Annotated in this window: 20 protein-coding genes, 1 tRNA gene, 3 pseudogenes and 1 riboswitch; of the genes and pseudogenes, 20 read left to right on the forward strand and 4 right to left on the reverse strand. The window is 61.2% G+C overall.

Annotation, left to right across the window (positions count from 1 at the left end; all coding sequences use genetic code 11):
• Window positions 1–10 precede the first annotated feature (10 nt).
• Window positions 11–559, forward strand: a complete 549-nt coding sequence (gene coaD / locus ABZ720_RS02850) for a pantetheine-phosphate adenylyltransferase (RefSeq protein ID WP_366553621.1) — start codon at window positions 11–13, stop codon at window positions 557–559.
• A gap of 167 nt (window positions 560–726) precedes the next feature.
• Window positions 727–802: transfer RNA gene (locus tag ABZ720_RS02855), tRNA-Lys, on the forward strand.
• 554 nt (window positions 803–1,356) lie between these two features.
• Here ABZ720_RS02855 and qhpR read toward each other — a convergent pair.
• Window positions 1,357–2,388: an AraC-like transcriptional regulator QhpR gene (gene qhpR / locus ABZ720_RS02860; protein WP_366553623.1), complete on the reverse strand. Its 1,032-nt coding sequence runs from the start codon at window positions 2,386–2,388 to the stop codon at window positions 1,357–1,359.
• A 297-nt stretch (window positions 2,389–2,685) separates the two neighbouring features.
• Between qhpR and ABZ720_RS02865 the strand changes: the two genes are divergently transcribed.
• From ABZ720_RS02865 to thiC, 15 genes and pseudogenes are all read left to right on the forward strand, one after another.
• Window positions 2,686–3,825, forward strand: coding sequence for an ABC transporter substrate-binding protein (locus ABZ720_RS02865; RefSeq protein WP_366553625.1), 1,140 nt, complete (start codon window positions 2,686–2,688; stop codon window positions 3,823–3,825).
• 72 nt (window positions 3,826–3,897) lie between these two features.
• Window positions 3,898–4,983: an ABC transporter ATP-binding protein gene (locus ABZ720_RS02870; protein WP_366553627.1), complete on the forward strand. Its 1,086-nt coding sequence runs from the start codon at window positions 3,898–3,900 to the stop codon at window positions 4,981–4,983.
• Window positions 4,983–5,837 (forward strand): ABC transporter permease, encoded by an 855-nt coding sequence (locus ABZ720_RS02875; RefSeq protein WP_366553629.1) that lies wholly within the window; start codon window positions 4,983–4,985, stop codon window positions 5,835–5,837. Before ABZ720_RS02870 ends, ABZ720_RS02875 begins: the two co-directional genes overlap by 1 nt.
• Window positions 5,837–6,649 (forward strand): ABC transporter permease, encoded by an 813-nt coding sequence (locus ABZ720_RS02880; protein WP_366553631.1) that lies wholly within the window; start codon window positions 5,837–5,839, stop codon window positions 6,647–6,649. The genes ABZ720_RS02875 and ABZ720_RS02880 overlap by 1 nt, the downstream gene beginning before the upstream one ends.
• Before the next feature lie 32 nt (window positions 6,650–6,681).
• Complete coding sequence (gene fabG / locus ABZ720_RS02885; RefSeq protein ID WP_366553633.1) at window positions 6,682–7,461, forward strand: 3-oxoacyl-ACP reductase FabG; 780 nt, start codon at window positions 6,682–6,684, stop codon at window positions 7,459–7,461.
• A 41-nt stretch (window positions 7,462–7,502) separates the two neighbouring features.
• Complete coding sequence (locus ABZ720_RS02890) at window positions 7,503–8,507, forward strand: phosphotransferase enzyme family protein (protein ID WP_366553635.1); 1,005 nt, start codon at window positions 7,503–7,505, stop codon at window positions 8,505–8,507.
• 82 nt (window positions 8,508–8,589) lie between these two features.
• Entirely contained in the window at window positions 8,590–9,867 is a 1,278-nt protein-coding gene (locus ABZ720_RS02895) for a class-III pyridoxal-phosphate-dependent aminotransferase (RefSeq protein WP_366553637.1), read from the forward strand.
• Complete coding sequence (locus ABZ720_RS02900; RefSeq protein WP_366553639.1) at window positions 9,867–11,471, forward strand: aldehyde dehydrogenase family protein; 1,605 nt, start codon at window positions 9,867–9,869, stop codon at window positions 11,469–11,471. Before ABZ720_RS02895 ends, ABZ720_RS02900 begins: the two co-directional genes overlap by 1 nt.
• Entirely contained in the window at window positions 11,471–12,082 is a 612-nt protein-coding gene (locus ABZ720_RS02905) for a BMC domain-containing protein (RefSeq protein WP_366553641.1), read from the forward strand. The genes ABZ720_RS02900 and ABZ720_RS02905 overlap by 1 nt, the downstream gene beginning before the upstream one ends.
• 15 nt (window positions 12,083–12,097) lie before the next feature.
• The gene (locus tag ABZ720_RS02910) at window positions 12,098–12,553 is read left to right on the forward strand and encodes a hypothetical protein (RefSeq protein ID WP_366553643.1); all 456 of its coding nucleotides are present in this window, start codon (window positions 12,098–12,100) and stop codon (window positions 12,551–12,553) included.
• A complete protein-coding gene (locus ABZ720_RS02915) occupies window positions 12,550–12,792 on the forward strand; it encodes a EutN/CcmL family microcompartment protein (RefSeq protein ID WP_366553645.1) in 243 nt (80 codons plus the stop codon). The genes ABZ720_RS02910 and ABZ720_RS02915 overlap by 4 nt, the downstream gene beginning before the upstream one ends.
• 78 nt (window positions 12,793–12,870) lie before the next feature.
• A complete protein-coding gene (locus ABZ720_RS02920) occupies window positions 12,871–13,146 on the forward strand; it encodes a BMC domain-containing protein (protein ID WP_366553647.1) in 276 nt (91 codons plus the stop codon).
• Window positions 13,147–13,176: 30 nt separating this feature from the next.
• A complete protein-coding gene (locus ABZ720_RS02925) occupies window positions 13,177–13,806 on the forward strand; it encodes a microcompartment protein (protein WP_366553649.1) in 630 nt (209 codons plus the stop codon).
• A 70-nt stretch (window positions 13,807–13,876) separates the two neighbouring features.
• Window positions 13,877–14,640 (forward strand): annotated as a pseudogene (locus ABZ720_RS02930) (IS5 family transposase); the annotation flags it as partial.
• 160 nt (window positions 14,641–14,800) lie between these two features.
• Window positions 14,801–14,920, forward strand: a riboswitch (TPP riboswitch).
• A gap of 91 nt (window positions 14,921–15,011) precedes the next feature.
• Window positions 15,012–16,859 (forward strand): phosphomethylpyrimidine synthase ThiC, encoded by a 1,848-nt coding sequence (gene thiC, locus ABZ720_RS02935; protein ID WP_366553651.1) that lies wholly within the window; start codon window positions 15,012–15,014, stop codon window positions 16,857–16,859.
• Between the two features lie 30 nt (window positions 16,860–16,889).
• Here the strand turns inward: thiC and ABZ720_RS02940 are convergent.
• Both ABZ720_RS02940 and ABZ720_RS17465 read right to left on the reverse strand, forming a co-directional pair.
• Window positions 16,890–17,588 (reverse strand): annotated as a pseudogene (locus tag ABZ720_RS02940) (IS5 family transposase).
• Window positions 17,589–17,856: 268 nt separating this feature from the next.
• A pseudogene (locus ABZ720_RS17465) lies at window positions 17,857–18,000 on the reverse strand (IS701 family transposase); the annotation flags it as partial.
• Between the two features lie 169 nt (window positions 18,001–18,169).
• On the opposite strand from ABZ720_RS17465, the gene ABZ720_RS02945 reads away from it, so the two are divergent.
• The 3 genes from ABZ720_RS02945 (at window position 18,170) to ABZ720_RS02955 (ending at window position 21,175) form a co-directional block, all read left to right on the forward strand.
• The gene (locus ABZ720_RS02945) at window positions 18,170–18,757 is read left to right on the forward strand and encodes a TetR/AcrR family transcriptional regulator (RefSeq protein WP_366553653.1); all 588 of its coding nucleotides are present in this window, start codon (window positions 18,170–18,172) and stop codon (window positions 18,755–18,757) included.
• A gap of 10 nt (window positions 18,758–18,767) precedes the next feature.
• Complete coding sequence (locus ABZ720_RS02950; RefSeq protein ID WP_366553655.1) at window positions 18,768–20,123, forward strand: MFS transporter; 1,356 nt, start codon at window positions 18,768–18,770, stop codon at window positions 20,121–20,123.
• Between the two features lie 773 nt (window positions 20,124–20,896).
• Window positions 20,897–21,175 (forward strand): transposase, encoded by a 279-nt coding sequence (locus ABZ720_RS02955; RefSeq protein ID WP_366554422.1) that lies wholly within the window; start codon window positions 20,897–20,899, stop codon window positions 21,173–21,175.
• A 120-nt stretch (window positions 21,176–21,295) separates the two neighbouring features.
• On the opposite strand, the gene ABZ720_RS02960 is transcribed toward ABZ720_RS02955, so the two are convergent.
• Window positions 21,296–21,733, reverse strand: coding sequence for a pseudoazurin (locus ABZ720_RS02960; RefSeq protein ID WP_366553657.1), 438 nt, complete (start codon window positions 21,731–21,733; stop codon window positions 21,296–21,298).
• Between the last annotated feature and the right edge of the window lie 7 nt (window positions 21,734–21,740).

Below are 21,740 nucleotides of genomic sequence, written 5' to 3' on the forward strand. Positions count from 1 at the left end.
TGGAGGGATCATGGGGTTAGAGGCACAGCATCCGCCGCTCATCGGGGTCTATCCGGGCACCTTCGATCCCATCACGCTGGGCCATCTCGACATCATCCGTCGGGCCACCAAGGTGGTGGATCACCTGATCGTTGCGGTGGCGCGCAACGCCGGCAAGGGGCCGCTGTTCGTGACCGATGAGCGGGTGGAGCTGGTGCAGTACGAGCTGGACCGGCTCGTAGCCCAGAACGAGACCAACCAGTGCCGGGTCGAGGTGCGCGCCTTCGATAGCCTGCTGATGCACTTCTGCCAGTCGGTGAACGCCCGGGTGATCGTGCGCGGCCTGCGCGCCGTTTCCGACTTCGAATACGAGTTCCAGATGGCCGGCATGAACGCGCGGCTCGAGCCGAACATCGAAACGGTCTTCCTCATGGCCAGCGAGCGCCAGCAGTTCATCTCCTCGCGCTTCGTCAAGGAGATCGGCCAGCTCGGCGGCGACGTCTCCTCCTTCGTCACGCCGTTGGTGCACGAACGCCTGGACGAGAAGTTCGCTCGCAATCGGCGCGACGGCGAAGGCTGAGCGGCCGATTCTGCCGCGCCGCTGTCCGGCGTCGAACCTGCGACAGTTTCTTGCTGAAACAGCACCAACCCGCCGTTGACCCCTCGCCCCCGCCTCCCTATTGTCGCGCCCATCCTGCCGGCCGCCCCGTCAAGCGACACCCGTCCCCCGACACCTAGGCCGCCGCAGTGCCCGTAGCTCAGGCGGTAGAGCAGCTGACTTTTAATCAGCGGGTCGTAGGTTCGAGTCCTACCGGGCACACCAAATTTCCTAAAAAAATCAAAGAGATAGAGTGCGACGGAGCCTGGGGCTGTTTCGTGATTCTGCTTACTAGGATTCTGCTTACTAGGCTCCACATGGGCTCCATTTAACGACTGTTTAACCTTTCGCGTTTGGCGACAGGCTCCACTGCCCCTCGCTCAAGGCGAAGCGAGTTGGAGAAGAGTGCAGGGTTTTGGCACGATCCGCCCCGGATTTGCCGGAGGCTCCAACTCCTGAGTAGGTGAGCCATCATTCACAAGACGACAAACAAGTGCTTCCCGGAAGTGCGCCAGCGCGCCGTGCGGCTGGTATTGGATCACAAGCATGACCTCCCGCCGGCCGAAGCCGAGGAATGCTACTACGCCGTGCTGGAAGAACTGGCTGTGGCGGCGTAACTCAAATCAAATAGCTTTCGGAAAACCCGGAGCGGTTCAGAGGCCAGGTTCTTTCCCATCGCGGTGTTGCCCGGGGTTCCATTCGATGGATTACCAACGGCAGCCGAGCTCATCCGGCTGGCCGTTGTCTCTCGCAAGGATCGCGCCCATGAGCCGGCGCTCCTATGAGCGGCGGTAGCGCTGGGGGCTCATGCCGGTCCAGGCGCGGAATGCGCGGGAGAAGGCGGAGAGTTCGGAATAGCCCAGGCTGTGCGCGACCTCGGTCAGGGACATGGCGGGGTCGTCAAGATAGTGGAGCGCTAGCTCCTTCCGGGCTGCGTTCAGCAGTTCCTGGAAGGAGATGCCGTGCTCGCGCAGTTGCTTCTGAAAGACGTGGTCCGGAATTCCGAGGATCCGCGCCATCTCGCCGCGTGTCGGGGCGATGTCCCCGAGATGCAGCTTGATCTGGTTGCGAAGCGTTTCCGCATAGCCTTCCGGGTTGCGCCTCAGGTCGCTGCGAGCGCGTAGGAAAGGCTCGATGACGGCGTAGAGATAGGGGTCGGCGCTCGGCATCCGCGCCGTGAGATCGCTGCGCCGGAAGGCGAAGGCATTGGTTCTGCGGCCGAAACGCACCGGCGCGCCGAACAGCCTTTCATGCTCATACGCGGCGTCCGGCGTATCGTGCTCGAAGCGCACCTCCAGGGGTGACCAGTCCCGTCCCAGCGCATGGCGGAAGATGTTGAGGAACATGCCCATCGACAGCTCGGCATCCTGGCGCCGATAGCGGATGTTACTGTCGAAGATCCGATAGCTGAGCCAGAGGATGTCGGAATCCGGCAGCAGGCCGAAGCTGGATTTGGTCTGATGGGCTGGGAAGTACTGTTCCACGTTGCGCAGCGCTGCTGCCAACGTCGGGGAACTGATCGCCGCGTAGCCGATGGCGCCGAGTTGGTGCGGCTGAAAGCGGTGCCCGAAATGCAGGCCGAAATTGCTGTTCCCGGTTTGCGCGGCAGCTTCCTCGAACAGGCTGCAGAACTGCGAGAGCGCGAGCTCGTGATAGGGGTCCGCCAGGTCCTCGACCTTGAGGTTGTTGCGGCCGAGGATGCTATCGGGATCCCCCTTGTTGGCCTCAATGAGATCGAGCACGCCTGTCGTGGCGGAGGCCAGCACGACGGGAAAGCTGTCGTCGATGGGCACCCGCGTGGACCTACCCATGGCCGATCCCGCAGTTCGCGCCGCAGAACGCTGTGTGCCGCGCCAAGTGCCGTCCGGCTGTATAAGAGTCTGGCATTGGAACGCTCCGTGAAAGGCGGGGCGCAGCAGCGCTTACCTTTCGCCCGCCCGGGCACGCCCGATCATCGCATGGTTCGGCAAAAGCGACCATAATCGCCTTCTGTGGCGAAAATGTTAAACTCGAGTGGCCTGCTGTCAAGCATTGCTCCAGCCGGCTTGTACCGTGGCTGTCAATAAGAATGGGGTGGTTAACGTTTCAACTTCACTGGGAGATTGACGATGAAGCTGACCAGAAGAGCCTTCTCCACCAGTCTTGCCGGCGCCGCCGGCCTTGCGGCGCTCGGCCCCATCGGCCGCGCGCACGCGGCACGTGACGACGAAATGAACATCCTCTGCTGGGAGGGCTACAACACCGAACAGGTGCTCGGACCCTTCCGTCGGGCGCATCCGGAGGCGACCATCCGCGCAGCAAGTGGCACCTCCGACCCCGACATGATCAACAAGCTGCGCGCGGGTGAGGTCAACGTCTGGGACCTGATCAACGTCAACCAGCCCTGGGCCCGCGAGCAGCTTCTCCCCGAAGGCCTGATCCGCCCGCTCAACAAAGAGCGTTTCATGCCCTATTTCGATCAGATGCTGCCGGAGTTCCGCGACCCTGAGCCCTATCCCCTGGCCTTCTCTCCTGAGGGCGATCTGATCGGCATTCCGCAGCGCTTCGGGCCCTTCTCCTTTGTGGTTAACACCGACAAGATCAGCCGGGAGATGGCTGAGGATCAGGGTTGGAACCTTTTCCTCGATCCCGACATGAGCGAACGCTACGGCGTTCTGACCTATGACAACTGGAACATCATACACCTCTGCCTGACCGCGGGCCTCAATCCTTTCGAGCCCGTGGACGAAGTCGGGCAGGAGCGCTTCCGGGAGACCGCCGAGCAGATCATGGGGAATGCCCGCTTCCGTAGCGCCGACCTAGTGGCGATGAACCAGGCGCTGATCAACGGCGAGATTGACGCCTACTTTACCGGCGGCACCTACACCGCCTCTCCCGCCCGCTACGACGGCGCGACCCAGGTGCGCGCCATCACGCCGAAGGAGGGCCCGGTTGACGGCAAGGGCGGCGTGGTCTGGATCGAACTCACCTCGGCGGTGAACAATCCCAATCCCTCGAGCCTCGCCGAGGAGTTCCTCGAGTTCATCATGCAGCCGGAGATCGCCAAAGAAGTGGCCTTCTCGGAAGGGACCTACAACCCGGTCTCTAACATGGGAGATTCCGCCGTCATGGATCTCTTCGACGAGGAGGAACTGGATGCCATCCAGTGGGACAGCCTCGAGGAAGAGATGGCGCGCTGCCTGGAGTATCGCGTCGTGGACTCCTACGACGAACTCGGCCGCATCTACACCGCTTCCCGTCGCGGCTAACGGAGAGTGACCTGCCCGCCCGGCCGTCGTGCCGGGCGGGCAGTTTCGGTTCTGGGAGAGGGTATATCCTGAATGGCAGCGGCTGTTGCGCTCCGGTTGAAGAACTTGGCCAAACACTTCGGCGCCTTTGTGGCGCTGCAGGGTGTGGACCTGGAAATCCATGACGGCGAGTTCTTCACGATCGTCGGTCCCTCTGGCAGTGGCAAGACGACCTTGATCCGGCTGCTGGTGGGAATGGACATGCCGACCAGCGGCGAGATCTGGCTGAAGGACCAGCGGATCGATCGCGTGCCGGCGAACAAGCGTCCCACCTGCATGGTGTTTCAATCGCTGGCCCTCTTTCCTCACCGTACCGTGGGCCAGAACATAGAGTTTCCGCTCAAGATCCGCGGCGTCGATGCCGCCACCCGCGCGGCCAGGGCGAATGAGTTGCTGGATTTGCTGCGCCTGCCGCAACACTACCACGGCAAGCGGATCTCCGAGTGCTCTGGCGGGGAGAAGCAACGCGTGGCTCTGGCCCGGGCGTTGGCCTTCGAGCCTGAGATCCTTTTCTTCGACGAGCCGCTCTCGGCGCTCGATTACCGCCTGCGCAAGACCCTGGAGAAAGAACTCAAGGCGCTGCACGCGCGCACCGGCAAGACCTTCGTCTACATCACTCACAGCCTGGAAGAGGCCATGGTGATGTCCGATCGCATTGCCATCATGCGCGCTGGCCGGCTGGAGCAGGTGGCTGACGCGGAAGGCGTCTACCGGCGCCCGGTCAGCCGTTTCGTGGCCGAGTTCATGGGCGAGGTCAATCTCTTCCCTGTGCGCGGCCGGACCGACGGCGGCATCGAAAGCGGCAGTGCGGGCCTGCATTGTCCGGCGGCCGCCCTGTCGTCGATGGAAAGACTTTCGGCAGGTGAAGCGGCAACGCTGATGGTGCGTCCCGAGTTCGTGCGCTTTCTGAAGGAAGGCGAGGGGACTGATTTCACTGTGGCGGGCAAGTTGCTCGCGGAGTACGCCCTGGGTTCACGCGTGCAGTACGAGATCGAAACCAGCGACGGCACCCCAATCACGGTCGAGAAGCTGGCGGAAGACCGCTTTGACGGCGGCCTCGGCGCCGAGGTGAAGCTGGGGTGGGCCGGGGCCAATGCGCATCTGATAAGAGGCGAGTGATGGAGCGCCTCAACAGCAGATTCGGAGGGCTTTGCGCGCTGCCGCTGACGGTGGTACTTGCCGTCTCGTTCGTCGCGCCACTGCTGGTCATTGCGGCCTTCTCGATCATGCCGCAAAAGGTGTTTAGCCTGGCGAACGCCCCAGATTTCTCGTCCTATGCCATTTTCGTCGAGCAGGGCTATTGGCAGCCCCTGCTCTGGTCGCTGGGTCTGGCCCTGGCCTCCACGGTGATCCTCTTCATCATCTCCTGGCCCCTGGCCTATGGGATGGCCAAGGTCTTCAAGCGCTTCACTTTGGTCATCACCATCGCGGTGGTGCTCACACTCTTTGTCTCGGAAAACATACGCCTCTTTGGCTGGGTCCTGACCTTGATGAAGGGCGGCCTTTTCGAGGGCTACCTGCGCGCGTGGTTTGGTCTGGAAATGACCAGTCCGCTCTACACCGTGGGCATTACCGTTTTTGGGCTGGTCTACGTCTACTTTCCCTTCATGTTGTTCCCGCTTGCGCAGGGCATCGCCATGGTGCCGGATGATGCCAGGCAGGCGGCTACCGACCTCGGCGCCTCGCGCTGGCGGGTGCTGTGGGAGATCGACATACCTTTGGCCGCACCGGGAATCGTCGTGGGCTGCCTTCTGAGCTTCGTGCTGGCCGCCGGTGCGCTCGCCGAATCGAAACTGCTGGGCGGCCAAACGATCATCGTCTTTCCCCACGAGATCGAGACGGCCTTCACCTACGGCCAGAATTGGCCTCTCGGCTCGGCGCTTTCGGTTGTCCTGATCGTGATCGTCGGTGCTTTGGCCATCGTGGGCGTTTCCAAGATCGACCTGGACGCGATGATGGGGAGGAAGGGCTGATGCAGAGCAGCCGCCTCTCTCGGACAGCGCTGGTGCTTTATGGCCTGCTGGCCATCGTCTGGCTCTATCTGCCGATCGTATCGGTGGGTTTCGCCTCCGCGGCCCAGGCGCGCTACCTGAGCTTCCCGATTAGCCGTTATACGACAAAATGGTATGCGGAGGCGCTGGAGAGCTACAGCGTGCGCGAACTGTTGACCACCTCCTTCACGGTGGCAGTCATCGTCACCATTGCGGCGGTCGTGGTGGGTTTCTTCGGCGCGCTCGCCTTCGCGCGCTACCACTGGCGGTTTCGAGGCCTGTTCCAGAAGTTCATCCTGCTTCCGATCTTCTTTCCCCAGGCCGTTCTCGGACTGGCGCTGCTAATCTGGTTCAACTCGGTCGGCATCATACCGTCCTGGAAGACGGCCATCGTCGCACACCTGGTGTGGATCGCGCCGATCGCCACCCTGATCATCGCCATTCGCGCCTACTCCTTCGATCCAGCTTTGGAGGAAGCGGCGCGAGACATGGGGGCCTCGACCTGGACCGTAATGCGCGAGGTGACCTTCCCCTTGCTGCTGCCCGGGGTGGTTGCGGCGGGGCTGTTCTCCTTTCTCCTGAGCTGGGGCAACTTCCCATTGTCGCTTTTCACCACGGGGGTGGATTCAACACTCCCTGAATGGCTCTACGCCAAGATGGTGTCGGGCTACTCTCCGCTGGTTCCTACACTCGGCATGCTGTCCGTACTGGGCTCGGCGCTGCTGCTGGCCACGGCCTATATCGTCTGGATCCTGTCAAGCAGCCTGCGGCGCGCCCGTCGCCAGGAAAGCTGATCCTCCAACCCGAACGAAAGAGGTAGAACGTCATGCTAACTTCCATCAGGGATCGCAGCGTCATCGTCACCGGTGGATCCAAGGGGATCGGCCGCGGCATCGCCACCGTCTTCGCCCGTCAGGGAGCCAAAGTGATGATCGCCGCTCGGGGTGAGGAGGCGGCCCAAAAGACGGTTGATGAAATCAAGGCCGCGGGTGGGACCGCACAGTGGGTCAGTTGCGACGTTGCGGACTGGAACTCCGTTCAGGAGATGGTGGCCAAGACGGTCGATGCATTCGGCGGTCTCGATGTGCTCTGCGCCAACGCCGGCGTCTTCCCGCAGACTAAGATGGTGGACATGGATCCCGATGAATGGGACCAGGTCCTCGCCACCAATCTCCGCAGCGCCTTCCTCTGCGTGAAGGCCTGCATTCCGGTCTTCGAGAAGGCCGGCAAGGGGCGGGTGGTGCTGACCTCCTCCATCACCGGCCCGGTCACCGGCTTTCCCGGCTGGACCCACTATGGTGCTTCCAAGGCAGGCCAACTGGGCTTCCTGAAGACGGCGGCGATGGAGCTGTCGCGCTACAACACAACGATCAACGCGGTCATGCCCGGCAATATCTATACCGAAGGACTGCAGGGTCTTGGTCAGGACTATCTGGACACCATGGCAGCCTCCATCCCGCTCAAGCGCCTCGGTGCCGTGGAGGACATCGGCAACGCGGCCCTCTTCTTCGCCTCTGACGAGGCCGGCTACATCACCGGCCAGCAGATCATCGTCGACGGCGGCCAGATCCTGCCGGAGTCCCTGGAAGCCCTGGGCGAGATCTGAGGCGGGCTTCGGGTGGACGAAGGAAGAGGCGGAGGTTGAGTATGGCCGACGGCAATATATCGCACGAGACGCTCCTGGACCGTTTGCATCAGCTTGCCAATCGGGCGCTTGGTCTGTGGGACATGCCGGCGGACGCGACGGCGCGGCTCATCAATGTTTCGGAGAACGCGACCTATCTTGTCGAAGGTTCCGGTGGATTCCGTGCGGTTCTCCGCGTCCACCGGGAGAACTACCACAGCCGCCGCGCCATCGAGTGTGAGCTGGCGTGGATGGACGCCCTCAACGAGCAGAGCGCGGTGGTCACGCCGCGGGTCATGCCGGGGCGGGATGGTGGACTGGTGTTGGAGCAGGCGATCGAAAGCCTGCCCAATCCGCGGCACGTGGTGATGTTCGAGTTCGTCGAGGGCGAGCAGCCCAGCGAAGAGCACGACTTGGTCAGCTCCTTCGAAGACCTGGGCGAGATTGCGGCTCGCACGCATCTTCACTCCATGGCCTGGGAGAAGCCCCAGCCCTTCGAGCGGCTGGTCTGGGATCTGGAGGCGATCTACGGGGAGCAGGCCACCTGGGGCGATTGGCGCCAGGGACCGAATGTGACGCCAGAGATCCGAGAGGTTTTGGAAGCGGTCGAGCGCACCGTCCGGCGCCGCCTGGAGGCCTTCGGCAAAGGCGAGGCACGCTATGGCTTGATCCATGCGGACATGCGCCTGGCCAATCTGCTCGTGGACCGGGGCACGACCAGGCTGATCGACTTCGACGATTGCGGCTTGGGTTGGCACCTCTATGACTTTGCCGCTGGCATCAGTTTCATTGAGGACCGGCCCGAGATTCCGGCCATGCGCGAAGCCTGGATCAAGGGCTACCGCAAGGCTCGCGCGCTCTCGGACGAGGAAGAGCAGGAAATCGACAGTTTCGTGATGCTGCGGCGCATGGCACTGCTGGCCTGGATCGGCTCGCACAGCGACGTCCCGGAAGCACAGGCCCTGGCGCCGGATTTCGCGCGTGTGTCAGCCGCACTGGGTGAAGCCTATCTCTCGCGTCGAGGATAGTTCTGTCAAAGGCGCGGCGGTTCCTGTCAAGCAGGGCTGCTTTGCCCGGCTAGTGTGGAGCTGACAGCAGAGGGACGAAGCCGTGAGCAAAGAGAAGCTCGAGTTTCTCCAGCGCTCCAAAGAGTTCTGGAATCCGGGTAAGACGCAGGACTGGCAGGACATGGGGGTCGATCTGGTAATCGACCGGCGAGAGGGGTACTACCTCTTCGACATGGACGGCCGCCGGCTCCTGGATCTGCATCTGAATGGCGGCACCTACAACCTCGGACACCGCAATCCGGAACTGGTGGAGGTGCTCAAGAGCGCGTCGGACCGGTTCGACATGGGCAACCATCACTTCCCGGCCTTGGCGCGCACCGCCTTGGCGGAAGCGCTGGCCGCCTGTGCCCCTGCGCCCGGGATGCACTATACGGCCTATGGCTCCGGCGGCGGCGAGGCCATCGACATCGCGTTGAAGACGGCACGTCACGCGATGAAGAAGCGCAAGATTGTCTCGATCATCAAGGCCTACCACGGGCACACTGGACTGGCGCTCAAGACCGGCGACGACCGTTTCTCCAAGCTGTTCCTGTCGGAAGACACCGAAGGCGAGTTCGTCCAGGTGCCCTTCAATGATCTCAATGCCATGGAGGATGCGCTGCGCAAGCGCGACGTGGCAGCTGTCATTATGGAGACCATTCCCGCAACCTATGGTTTCCCGATGCCGGACGAAGGCTATCTTCCTGGCGTCAAGAAGCTCTGTGAGCGTTACGACGCGCTCTACATCGCCGATGAGGTGCAAACCGGTCTCATGCGGACGGGGGAGCTTTGGGGCTGTACCCGTTACGGCATCCAGCCGGACATCATGGTCACCGGCAAGGGCATCGGCGGCGGCATGTATCCCATCGGCTGCACCCTCATTTCCGAGCACTGTGCGGGCTGGCTGCACGAGGATGGCTTCGGCCATATCTCCACAGGCGGCGGTGCCGAACTGGGCTGCGTCGTGTCCATGAAGGTGCTGGAGATGGTGCAGCGGCCCGAAGTCCGGGCGACCGTGGGCATGATCTCGGATTTCATGCGGGCCGGCCTGGAAGAGATCATGGCGGAGTACCCCGATTTCTTCATCGGCATCCGCCAGCACGGCCTGGTCATGGGACTGGAGTTCAACCATGAGCAGGGCGCCAAGCCGGTGATGAAGCACCTCTATGAGAATGGTGTCTGGGCCATCTTCTCGACGCTGGATCCCCGCGTCCTGCAGTTCAAACCGGGACTGCTGCTGAGCCAGAGCGATTGCGAAGAGGTTCTGCGGCGGGTGGAGATCGGTATCGGCTTGGCACGAGACGAGATCATGGGCCGGGGTAGCCGGCGGGGGGTGGCGTGATGGAACCGGAAATCCGCACCCTCGTCGACATCTCCCACAGCCCCGCTGCTCTCAAGAGCCAGGCCGACATCATGCTGGGACGGGCGCGCTGGGCCGGCAGCATCTTTCAGCGCTTCGATCGCGCGACGACGCAACGCATCGTCGACGCAGTCGCCGAGGCGGCCCATGCCCATGCCGGAAAGTACGCCGAATGGGCCGTGGAAGAGACCGGATTCGGTGTCGTGGAGCACAAGAGGCTCAAGAACGAACTGACGGCCACGGCCTTTGCCGATCACTACCGCGACGCGGACTTCATCAACCCGGTGGTCGACGACGCGCGCAAGATGCTGCGCATTCCGCGCCCGGCCGGTGTGGTCTTCGCACTGACGCCGTCGACCAATCCCATCAGCACGCTGAACTTCAAGATCCTCATCGCGCTGATGACGCGCAATGCTATCGTCATCAGCCCCCATCCCGCAGCGCGCGCCTGCTGCGTGGATGCGGCAAGGATGCTGGCAGAGGTTGCAGTTCAGGCGGGAGCGCCGGACGGCATCATCCAAATCATCGAGCAGCCATCGATCCCCTTGATCGAGCAGTTCATGGCCTCGGAGTTGACCTCGGTCATCCTCGCCACGGGCGGAACCGCCATGGTGCGCTCGGCCTATTCCTCTTCCAATCCGGCGATCGGCGTCGGCCCAGGCAACGCGCCGGTCTATGTCGACCCAACAGCTCGGCTTCCCGAGGCCGCCAAGCGCATCGTGAGCTCAAAAAGCTTCGACAACTCCATCCTCTGCACCAATGAAAGCGTGCTGATCACGCTGCCGGAGGTGGAGAAGAAGCTCACGCAAAGCCTGAAACAGGCGGGCGCCTACCTCTGTGATCCGGAGGAAGTGTCCGCGCTGCGCCGCTTCCTGTTTCACGAACGGGGTTTCAACGTCGCAGCCGTCGGCCGGGACGCAACCTGGATCGCGCGCGAGTGCGGCATCCGCGTACCGGCGAACACCAAGATACTCCTGGCGCCGATCGAGCAGATCGGTGTCGAGGAACGGCTTTCGCGCGAAAAGCTCTGCCCGGTCTTGGCCTTTCATGTGGCCAAGAACCGCTCGCAGGCCCTGGCGCAGGCGCGGGCCGTGCTGCGCCTCACCGGTGCCGGCCATTCCGCAGCCATCCACGCCGAGGATCCGCAAGTCATCGTGGATTACGGTCGCATGGTTGAGGCCTATCGCGTGGTCGTGAACGCGCCCTGCAGCCAGGGCGCGGCCGGGTTCGAAACCCATCTCGCGCCGACCTTCACCATAGGGACGGGCTATTTCGGGCGCAGTTCGGTCGGAGAAAACATCGGCCCGCACCATCTGGTGCACTGGACCAGCATTGCCTTCAATGCCGACGGGTCCGTTCCCTTCGCTGACTTCACGACCAGCGACTTCGGCTTTGACGGACCCCTCCCTGCGGCTCCGGCTGACGGCGTCCCCGGGGAAGGGCGCTCGCGGTTGCGCGCCGGGCCGGTTTCGCCCAGCCGGCAGACCGCGCGCGGCGGAAGCAGCGGCCTGGACAGTGCCATGCGAGACGAGTTGCGTCGCCTGATCGCCGAGGAGCTTCGCAATGTCATCAAGGGAAGCAACTGATGGCGGAACTCCGCTCATTCATCTTCATCGATCAACTCCAGCCGCAGACGCTCTGCTACATCGCGACCTGGATGCGAGGATCGCTGCCGCGGCGAAACATGGCGGCGCAGATCATCGAGATCGCCCCGGGCCTCGACATCGAAGCCTTGACCGACGTAGCCCTCAAGGGCGCTAACGTGCGCGCAGGCATTCTGGTCGTCGAGCGGCAGTTCGGCTACCTGGAGATCCACGCCAGTTCGACCGCCGAAGTCAAAGCCAGTGCCGAAGCGGTGCTCGAAGCCTTGGGCGCCCAGGCGGAGGATGCTACCAAACCGCAGATTCTCGCCTCGAAGATCGTCACCCGCATCGATCATCAGCACGCCTTCCTGATCAATCGTAACAAGCTGGGGTCGATGATTCTTGGCGGCGAGTCGCTGTATCTTCTGGAGTGCCAGCCGGCCTCCTACGCCATTATCGCCTCCAACGAGGCCGAGAAGGCGGCGAACATCAAGATCGTCGACTATCGCATGATCGGGGCCAACGGTCGGCTCTACCTGTCCGGCGATGAGGCCGAGATCCGCAATGCCAAGGAAGCAGCCGAATCGGCGCTTCGTTCCTTGGGCGCACGCTAGGATGGGGACAGCGACGTGAGTGATGACCTACGCAGCCTGATCCGTCAGATCCTGGCCGAGGAGCTGCAGGGCCTGAAGGCCGAGGTCGGGGCCTTTGCAGACACGGCGCCCAAACCGCAGGTGCGCGAAGAGGCGGTGAGCCTGAACAGCGATCAGGATCTGAACCGCTTCGTCCTGCGCGTCCTCGAGTTGGCGCAGGATGGCCGTTCGGTGCAGGAGATCAAGGCCGGGCGCTGGCGTTTCCGCCTGCAGCGCGGACAGGCACCGGCCGCGCCTGCAAGCCCTTCGTTCGACGGCGCTGGGGCAAGGCAGGAGGTGGTCTCGTTCGAGCGCGGATTGATCAGCGAGCGCCAGGTGGCCGGGGTGCCCCAGGGGGCACAGGTTCGTGTGGGTAAGCGCGTGCGCTTCACGCCCCTGGCGCTGGACGAGTTGCGGCGCAAGGGCGTTCAGATCGAAAGGAAGCCGAAATGATTCGCGGGCGCGTAACCGGCCAGGTCTGGTCCACCAAGCGTATCGAGACGGTGCCGAACGGCGCCTTGCTCGAGGTCACTTTGGACAACGGCTCCACGCTCATCGCCCTCGATGTCCTCGGCTGCGGTGTCGGTGAAAGCGTGTTGATCACCACCGGTTCCGTGGCCGCGGCCTATTTCACGAAGGTGAAGGCGCCGGTCGATGCGCTGATTATCGGGTCGATCGATGAGCAGGAGTAACGTCGTAGGCCGGGGCAGCGGCACCGGCATGTGTTGAGCAGCGGCCTGCGGGCCATAGCGTGAAGCGGAGGAAGAGCTATGTCGAATGCAATCGGTATGATCGAGACCAAAGGCTATGTGGCCGCGCTTGCGGCGGCCGACGCGATGGTGAAGGCGGCGAACGTGACCATCGTCTCCCGTGAGGAAGTGGGCGACGGACTGGTCTCTGTGGTCATCCGCGGCGATGTCGGTGCCGTCAAGGCGGCGACGGAAGCCGGAGCGGAGACGGCCAATGCGATTGGCGAACTGGTATCGGTCCACGTGATCCCGCGTCCGCATCCCGACATCGGGAAGTTCTTCGAAGCGGCGAAGTAAGGAACCCGTGTCGCTGCAGAGGAGAGCCGCATGACGGAACTGCGCGTTTATCTGCCGATCTATGATCTTCAGCCGCAGTTCGCGGCTTACCTCAGCACGCCCACGCGGGCGCGAGGCTATCCGCCTTTCGAAGGCGAGAATAGCCTCATCATTGAGGTGGCGCCGGCGCTGTCCATTCACCGGATCTGCGATCTGGCCCTGAAGGCCGCGCCGGACATGGAGCCGGGCATTCTCTTCACTGAGCGGCAGTTCGGTTTGATGGAGCTTCACTCTTCCAGCCGCGACGATTTGGCTGCGGCCGGCGCGGCGGTGCTGAAAGGGATCGGCGCAAAGGCGGAAGACCAGCTGGCCCCGGTTACGCTCTTCCACGACATCGTGGAGGACATCTCCGACCAGCATGCCATCATTCTCAATCGCAGCCGCGATGCATCGATGCTCCTGCCCGGAACCTCCTTGCTGGTCTACGAGATGATGCCAGCCCTCTTCGCCTGCGTGGCAGCCAACGAGGCCGAGCGCGCCGCACCAGACGTGACCATCAACGACGTTCAGATGATGGGCGCCTCGGGGCGCATATTCATGTCGGGCAGGACGGAATCGCTCAAGGTGGCCCGCAAGGCGATTGCGGATACCCTGAAGAAGGTGAAGGGCAGGAAGGGCTAGGCCGTAAACTCATAAATTGGTAGCGCGTCTCGGCTGGAATGCGATTCAAGCTCCTCGAGGAGGAGCAGAAATGAGTCAACGCCGTTACGAGATCACGGACTTCGAGTGGTCGATCATCGAGCCACTGCTGCCGAACAAGCCGCGCGGCGTGCCGCGAGTGGACGACCGGCGGGTGCTGAACGGGATCTACTGGCGGCTGCGTACGGGCGGGCTCGCCCTGGGCTGATATCCCGGAGCGCTACGGCCCACCGACGACCTGCTACAACCGCTTTGTGCGCTGGCGGAAGTTGGGTGTCTGGGATCGAATCTTCGAGGCAGTCTCGGCCGCCTACGAAGGCGAGTTGCAGATGATCGACAGTTCCTCGGTTCGCGTTCACCAGCACGGGGCGAACGCAAAAAAGGGCGGCCGCAATCCGCCGCCGGGGACCAGCCTGACGCCCGATGCGTGGGGCGCTCGCGGGGCGGGCTGACGACCAAGATCCACGCCCTGGTCGACGCCGAGGGCCGACCGGTGGTCCTGAAGCTCACCCCCGGCCAGTCTCACGACGGCCCCAGCGCAGCCGACATGCTTGGCAGTCACGGCGAGGGCCAGATCCTGCTCGCTGACCGTGCCTACGACTCCAACGCCATGCACCAGGCCATGGACCAGTAAGGCGCCTGGGCCTGCATCTAATCAATGCCTGGACGCAAAGACCCGCCCGCCTTCAGTCCCTCTATCGATACAGAAACCTCCTCGAACGCTACATAAACAAGATCAAGCACTACCGCGCCGTCGCCACGCGCTACGAAAAGCACGCCGAAAACTTGCTCGCTCTCATCAAACTTGCAGCTGTTCATTCCCGAGACATGGATGACACCCTTGGTCCGAAAGGATTGTCGATCGTCTGCAGGGTTATCTGTTCCAGGTCGATGTATCCCAGATCGTAATGCATGAAGCTCACGAGCCAAAACCTGGACAACGCGTTGACATTGTGCACCTCGTTGCGCAGAATCTGGTCCTCACCAGGGGTGTCCCGACAAGGGGCTGAGATACTGCTAGGCCGCAAGGCAGCGCAAGAACCCGACGAACCTGATCCAGTTCATACTGGCGTAGGGACGGTGCGGATGCCTTGGCGGTCGGATGCGGCCGTGGTCCTTTGTGAGGCGTTCTTCTCCTTCCCGTCAGCGCTGGGTCTCTAATGCTTGCACAAGCTACGGAGCCTGACATGACGTCCAATCCAACCCCGAATGTCACCACTGGACCGCTGCCCGCTTCGTCCAAAGTCTTCTGGCCGGGAATGACTCACCCTGATATCCGGGTGCCGATGCGAGAGATTGCCCTGCATCCCAGTGCCGATGAACCTCCGGTGACGGTCTACGATTCTTCCGGCCCCTATACCGATCCTGCCGCCAAGATCGCCATCGAGCGCGGCCTGTCACGCCTGCGCGAAAGCTGGATCGCGGCCCGCGGCGACGTCGACGCCTATGCGGGACGACATGTCCGGCCGGAAGACAACGGCTCTGTCTCGGCCGACCGGCTGACACCCGAGTTCCCCGTTCGTCACGCGCCGCTGAAAGCACGGGACGGCAAGGCCGTGAGCCAGATCGCCTATGCTCGGGCGGGCATCGTCACGCCGGAGATGGAATTCGTTGCCATCCGCGAGAATCTGGGCCGCATGGCGATCAGGGAACAGCTTGTGCGCGACGGCCAAAGCTTCGGCGCATCGATCCCCGATTTTGTGACACCAGAATTCGTACGCGACGAGGTGGCGCGCGGCTGGGCGATCATTCCCGCCAACATCAATCACCCCGAGATCGAGCCGATGATCATCGGTCGGAATTTTCTGGTCAAGATCAACGCCAATATCGGAAATTCCGCCGTGACGTCCTCGATGACCGAGGAAGTGGAAAAGATGGTTTGGGCCATCCGCTGGGGCGCGGATACGGTCATGGATCTTTCCACAGGACGCAACATCCACAACATCCGCGAATGGATCATCCGCAATGCGCCGGTGCCGATCGGGACCGTGCCGATCTACCAGGCACTGGAAAAGGTCGACGGCGTGGCCGAGGATCTGTCGTGGGAGGTGTTCCGCGACACGCTGATCGAACAGGCGGAGCAGGGGGTGGATTATTTTACCATCCACGCAGGTGTGCGGCTGCGCCATATCCATCTGACTGTCGACCGGGTGACCGGCATCGTCAGCCGTGGCGGCTCGATCATGGCGAAATGGTGCCTGCACCACCACCGCGAGAGCTTCCTCTACGAGCATTTCGAGGATATCTGCGACATCGCGCGCGCCTATGACGTGTCCTTCTCTCTCGGTGACGGGCTGCGGCCAGGCTCCATCGCGGATGCGAACGATGCCGCGCAATTCGCCGAGCTGGAGACCTTGGGGGAACTCACGCAGATCGCCTGGGAGAAGGATTGTCAGGTGATGATCGAAGGCCCCGGCCATGTGCCGATGCACAAGATCAAGGAGAACATGGACAAGCAGCTCGAACTCTGCGGCGAAGCCCCGTTCTACACGCTCGGGCCGCTGACCACCGATATCGCGCCGGGTTACGATCATATCACCAGTGGGATCGGCGCGGCGATGATCGGCTGGTTCGGCACGGCGATGCTCTGTTACGTGACGCCCAAGGAGCATCTGGGCTTACCCGATCGGGACGATGTGAAGACCGGCGTCATCACCTACAAGATCGCCGCCCATGCTGCAGATCTGGCGAAAGGCCACCCCGCGGCAAGGATCCGCGACGACGCGCTGTCGCGTGCCCGGTTCGAGTTCCGCTGGGAGGATCAGTTCAACCTCTCGCTCGACCCGGACACGGCGCGCGCCTTCCACGATCAGACCCTGCCGAAAGAGGCGCACAAGGTCGCGCATTTCTGTTCAATGTGTGGGCCGAAATTCTGCTCGATGAAGATCAGCCAGGACATCCATTATGCCGCGCGCGCGCAGAAGGGCATGGCGGAGATGGCCGAGAAGTATCGCGATGGCGGGGACCTCTACGTCCCTGTCCATGAGGTGGAGGCAGCTAAAGATCGACGTCGACGGAGCAGGGAAGGGCAATAGGACCGCCTACGGATTAGGGTCTATGGGGATTCATCGTGAATTGAAGATGGCGGCTGCGAGATAGATCATGGCCTCGAAGCTCTGATCGGTTCTGCAGGCCCGCATAGCGATGCGCTTGAACTCTTTGAGTTTGCAGAAGACATTCTCGATCAGGTGGCGCAAGTTGTACAAGTCATCATCGATCAGAATGGGCTTTGTCCGTCTCGGGTGCTGCGAGATGACAACCTTGGCGCCGCGCTCGTTGAGAGCGGCAACGCTGCTGTCGAACGCTTTGTCCGCGATGAAAGCGTCAAACTCGACACCCTCGACCAGCGGCGCTACGCCGAGACTGTTGAAACGGTGACCCGGCATGAGCGAGAAGCGCACGAGGTTGCCCAGGGCATCGGTCAGCGCCAGAACCTTTGTCGTCTGCCGCCCTTGGAGCGACCTATGGCCTAGCTCTAAATCCCCCTTTTGGGCCCTGTCCGTGGCGATGAACCCTGACGATGGTGGCGTCGATCATGGCGTATTCCATGTCAGGCTCATTCGGCAAGGCATCGAACATCCGTTTGAAAACATCGGCCTTACGCCAGTCGCTGAACCGCCGGAACGCCGTGCGCCAGTTCCCGAACAACGCGGGCACCACGGACTGCCAGTTCGGGCAATCCACAAAACCGCCGCCATGAACAACCGGTTGTTCCCGCCGCTGCGTCCGGGATCCGTCGGCTTCCCACGACAACGCGGCTCCATCTTCGCCCATTGGGCGTCCGTCCGTACAAAACGTTCCTTTCACCATGTGAATCATATCTCGGAATACTTGTGAAGTTCCACAGATCATAGAGCTATAGTGGCGTTTTCTGCCGCTTTCTCCGATGGCATTCAGCGGCATTGGCTTGATGTCGTCGTTGCCACCACGACCACGTCCATATGAAAGCGGTGCCGGTGGGCGCCGTGAACAGTAATCTGATCATCAGGTAGCGGATTTCGGAGCTGGTGAGCATGTCGGCTGCCTGGGAAATTAAGCCGCGGCATTTGGACTCGTTTTGTCCCTTTTGCTGAAGGCAGCGCGGCGCTGATCGGCGGAAAGCCTGGCAAGGAAAGCAGCCGCCGCCATGACGAGGCTGACATGACGGTGCCAGCCATGCCAGGAGCGGGCTTCATCTGGCACTTCAAGGTATGACGCTGGAAGGCACCGTGACCTATCAGCCCGCGTTTTGCGAATGGCAAGGTGCGGAATCGTCATTGCCTCCCCTCGGTTAGGCATTGCCATTAATAACCTTTTCGTTTCCACGTGCTTGACAGAAATAGACGACCAGTCTACTAATTCCTCTATGGCGAAATTGAACACACGTGAAAAGCTGATCAAAGAAGGCTGGAAAGCGCTCCTGAACTCTGGCTATGACGGAGTCGGGATCGGCCCGATTCTGAAGGCTGCGGGCGTGCCGAAGGGTTCGTTCTATCATTTCTTCGCAAGCAAGGAGGCGTTCGTATGCGCCGTCCTGGACGCTCATGCAGAGCGCTACCACGAGGCCCGACGGGAAGTGTTGGAAGATGAGAGCGTCCCGCCGCTCACGCGGTTGCGACGATATTTCGAGTATCTGGAAAGACTGGCTGGAGACGACAAGCTCGGCGGCTGCCTGTTCGGCAATTTGGCACTAACGGCGTCCAGCCGCAGCCCGGCCTTTCAGCGCAGCCTCGTGCGCGCATTCGAAACCTGGCAAGGCGACCTGCGCGGCGTGCTGCGGCAGGCGCAAGAGCAGGGCGACCTGCCGCCAGGCCTTGTTCCTGACGCCACCGCAGCCTACCTGATCGATGCATATGAAGGGGCGCTGCTCCGTACCAAGGCGGAAGGGAATATGGCCCCGTTCAAGCGTTTTATCAACATCAGTTTAGACCAACTCCTGGCAAGCCGAAACTGAAAGAATTGTCATGTCAAATGACAAGACGACCGGTCTACTAGCTATTGAACGTGCGCATCTGCAAGAACCGTTTACCGCGCCTTCACATCCTCTTGAAGCAGTAGTGGTTGCTTTATTGCTGACCAGTGTCGTGGCAGCAACCTATGGGTTCGGTACCTATCTGTTCGCACAGCTTGTCACCGATATGCGCGCGGATCTTGGTTTTGGCTATACGGTGGCGGGCACGATCACCGCCGCCGGCCAGTTTGGTTTTCTGGCATTTGCCATTGGTGGCGCCTGGCTAGCGCCGCGCGTAGGCGGCGGCCAGGTGGTGATCGGCTCGGTGGTGCTGTGCGGGGCTGCCTTGGGGGTGCTGCCAATGACAAACAACATCCTCTTGGTTGGCATGCTGCTGACCGTGCTAAGCGGCACCGCCGCCTCGGCCTGGGTTCCCATGGTAGAAATTGTCGCCCGCACGATCCGCTACCGTCATCGCGGCAAGGTGCTGGGCCTTGCTTCCAGTGGAACCAGCTATGGTGTATTCCTGAACAGCCTTCTGGTGCCGATATTCGTCCCGGACGGCGGCTGGCGCGGCGTGTGGTACACAGTGGGTACCGGCACGCTGTTCGTCGCAGCGATTGCCCTGGTTGTCTTCGCGCGGCTCGGTCTCTTCCGCCGGCAACCCGACGAGTCCAGAGCAACCGGACCGGAAATAGGCCCGGACGCAGTGCCGGATACTGGGATTTTGGCGCGCGTACGTGCATTGGCCGCGCCATGGGTTCTCCTCGTCTGGGCGATCACATTTTTCAACGGATTCTCGACCCTGCCATTTCAGAACTATCTTGCGCCCTATCTACGCGAAGAACTGGCGCTCAGCGTGGATTTTGCAGCGCTGGTCTGGGGAACAATCGGCTTTGTCGGCATGTTCGCCGGATTCGTGCTTGGATCTCTGTCAGATCGAACTGGGGTACGGCTCGCACTGCTGATCAGCTATGGCTTTGTCTTCCTGTCAGCGGCAATTCTGGTTTTCGCGCCGGTCGGCCATCTTCCCGTGGCCGCAGGCGTCCTCTTTGCACTGGCCTTCTATCCCATTTTTGGACTGGTGCCCGCCTATATCGCGAAGATGGCCGGTGGACGGCGGGCCACGGCAATATTCGGGATCGCAAACGTGACGCTCGGTCTCGGGGGTGTCATCGGCAACTATCTGGGCGGCATCGTTAAGGATGCAACAGGCACGTTCATCTGGGTCTATGTCGCTGTCGCAGTGACGGGCGTACTTCTGGGCCTGCTGGCTCTATCGCTACCGCGTGAGAGCGATACCGCGGGGCCGATCGGTACTAACCGCCAAGCTGGCGAAGACTCCGTCTTGCCCACGCAGTGTGCATGACAAGGGACCTGTTGACGACGGAGGATGTCTACGGTGAAGACAGCCTCATCGCCACCACTCGTGAAACTGCGCTCTGGGTATGAACCTTCAGAAGGTTATCCATCAAACGTCGCAAGGTTGCGAAAGGATCAGGCGCTATGCAATGAACGGACATAGGTGGCAGGCCATCATCATGTGTGCCCGTAACCGACTGCCCCGAGCACTCAACAACATATACGGAAAGCACACACAAACGATATCGTTGGAATTCACGAATTACGGCTTTGTACTGTTTACCCGACAAGTCGTTATATTCATATTTTATCTTTTCGTAAATTCTTTTCGTTCTGCGCTATTATCTTTGCAGTACGAATAATTACTCCAGTTTAAATGGCAGATAACCCAAAGAAATATTGCAGAAAATACCGGTATACAGAATCTTGTCACTCCCATTATCACGAGAAATACAGTGTCCCAAAAAGCAATTGCTGCATCTCGCAATAAGCCACAAGAAAGCATAGCAATTTGAGCGGCAACAGCACGCACATCAGCTGCAAGCTCGCTTCTCAGATGGACATAAGCTCCAGTGCGTCGACCCCTTTTTCATGAACATGGAGTCGATAAGCTGTCTGTGCAGCACTTAATGAATCATATAGCGATTCCTTAAGCCCAGTGATACATTCCTGATTGGCAGGCCAACTTCGTGCTAATTTAGATGTGAGAAGTGCATGTTTAGCTTCAGCTTCTTTATTATAATAAAAAAATCCATATACCCGAATTATTTAAGGTAGATCCTGCTCGCTGACCGTGCCTACGTCTCCAACGCCACGCGCCAGGCCATGGACAAGCAAGGCGCCTGGGCCTGCATCAAACCAATGCCTGGACGCAAAGACCCGCCCGCCTTCAGTCCCTTCCTCTATCGATACAGAAACCTCGTCGAACGCTTCTTCAACAAGATCAAGCACTACCGCGCCGTCGCCACGCGCTACGAAAAGCACGCCGAAAACTTCCTCGCTCTCATCAAACTCGCAGCCATCAGAATCTGGCTACGCGCTTATGAGTCGGTGGCCTAGTGTCCCTGCCCATTCCGCTATTGCCATCGTTTCGTCCTCCCTGTTCCAAGATGGCCCAGGGAATCAGACCAAACTCATAAGCAAAACTGTAGTACTAAGGTGCTTGGTAAGAAAAGCAAGTTACCGATCATCGCTGTTATTTTGCTGCGCAAGAATTTCCAGCATGCGCTTACGTGCAGCAGGGGGAAGATCCGCGGGCAGGTCGGCCTCTGTAGTGGGCGTGTCGCCAACCTGAATCAGCATCACCATGCCCATCGTGTAATGCGGCGCGCATTTTATGCCCCAGACACCCTCATCCGTCAGGGTCACCTCAATCTCCTCGTCTATCTTGCCGATGAACTTTCCCTCCTCGTTCGGGATCATCCCCTCGATGGTGGCTGCGTTGTGGCCGCGGTTGGTGGCGATGAACCTCACGGTATCGCCGGGCTGAATGGAAAGATACTCCGGCTCGAAGGGCATCGGCCCCGTCTCGTTACGGTTGAGCATCTTGACCTCAAACGTCTCCGCTGCAGCCGGAAAAGACAGAAGGCAGAGCAGAAGGGTCAAACGAACCAGCATAGGGTCG

The organism is Aquibaculum sediminis (genome assembly GCF_040712085.1).
Lineage (GTDB): Bacteria > Pseudomonadota > Alphaproteobacteria > Kiloniellales > DSM-21159 > Aquibaculum > Aquibaculum sediminis.

Bases quoted from the DNA above. Each gene is read 5' to 3' on its own strand.
- coaD (WP_366553621.1), top strand. From the start codon at position 11: ATGGGGTTAGAGGCACAGCATCCGCCGCTCATCGGGGTCTATCCGGGC.
- ABZ720_RS02865 (WP_366553625.1), top strand. From the start codon at position 2,686: ATGAAGCTGACCAGAAGAGCCTTCTCCACCAGTCTTGCCGGCGCCGCC.
- fabG (WP_366553633.1), top strand. From the start codon at position 6,682: ATGCTAACTTCCATCAGGGATCGCAGCGTCATCGTCACCGGTGGATCC.
- ABZ720_RS02880 (WP_366553631.1), top strand. From the start codon at position 5,837: ATGCAGAGCAGCCGCCTCTCTCGGACAGCGCTGGTGCTTTATGGCCTG.
- ABZ720_RS02900 (WP_366553639.1), top strand. From the start codon at position 9,867: ATGGAACCGGAAATCCGCACCCTCGTCGACATCTCCCACAGCCCCGCT.
- ABZ720_RS02875 (WP_366553629.1), top strand. From the start codon at position 4,983: ATGGAGCGCCTCAACAGCAGATTCGGAGGGCTTTGCGCGCTGCCGCTG.
- ABZ720_RS02960 (WP_366553657.1), bottom strand. From the start codon at position 21,733: ATGCTGGTTCGTTTGACCCTTCTGCTCTGCCTTCTGTCTTTTCCGGCT.
- ABZ720_RS02915 (WP_366553645.1), top strand. From the start codon at position 12,550: ATGATTCGCGGGCGCGTAACCGGCCAGGTCTGGTCCACCAAGCGTATC.
- ABZ720_RS02870 (WP_366553627.1), top strand. From the start codon at position 3,898: ATGGCAGCGGCTGTTGCGCTCCGGTTGAAGAACTTGGCCAAACACTTC.
- thiC (WP_366553651.1), top strand. From the start codon at position 15,012: ATGACGTCCAATCCAACCCCGAATGTCACCACTGGACCGCTGCCCGCT.
- ABZ720_RS02950 (WP_366553655.1), top strand. From the start codon at position 18,768: ATGTCAAATGACAAGACGACCGGTCTACTAGCTATTGAACGTGCGCAT.
- ABZ720_RS02905 (WP_366553641.1), top strand. From the start codon at position 11,471: ATGGCGGAACTCCGCTCATTCATCTTCATCGATCAACTCCAGCCGCAG.
- qhpR (WP_366553623.1), bottom strand. From the start codon at position 2,388: ATGGGTAGGTCCACGCGGGTGCCCATCGACGACAGCTTTCCCGTCGTG.
- ABZ720_RS02890 (WP_366553635.1), top strand. From the start codon at position 7,503: ATGGCCGACGGCAATATATCGCACGAGACGCTCCTGGACCGTTTGCAT.
- ABZ720_RS02925 (WP_366553649.1), top strand. From the start codon at position 13,177: ATGACGGAACTGCGCGTTTATCTGCCGATCTATGATCTTCAGCCGCAG.
- ABZ720_RS02945 (WP_366553653.1), top strand. From the start codon at position 18,170: ATGGCGAAATTGAACACACGTGAAAAGCTGATCAAAGAAGGCTGGAAA.
- ABZ720_RS02920 (WP_366553647.1), top strand. From the start codon at position 12,871: ATGTCGAATGCAATCGGTATGATCGAGACCAAAGGCTATGTGGCCGCG.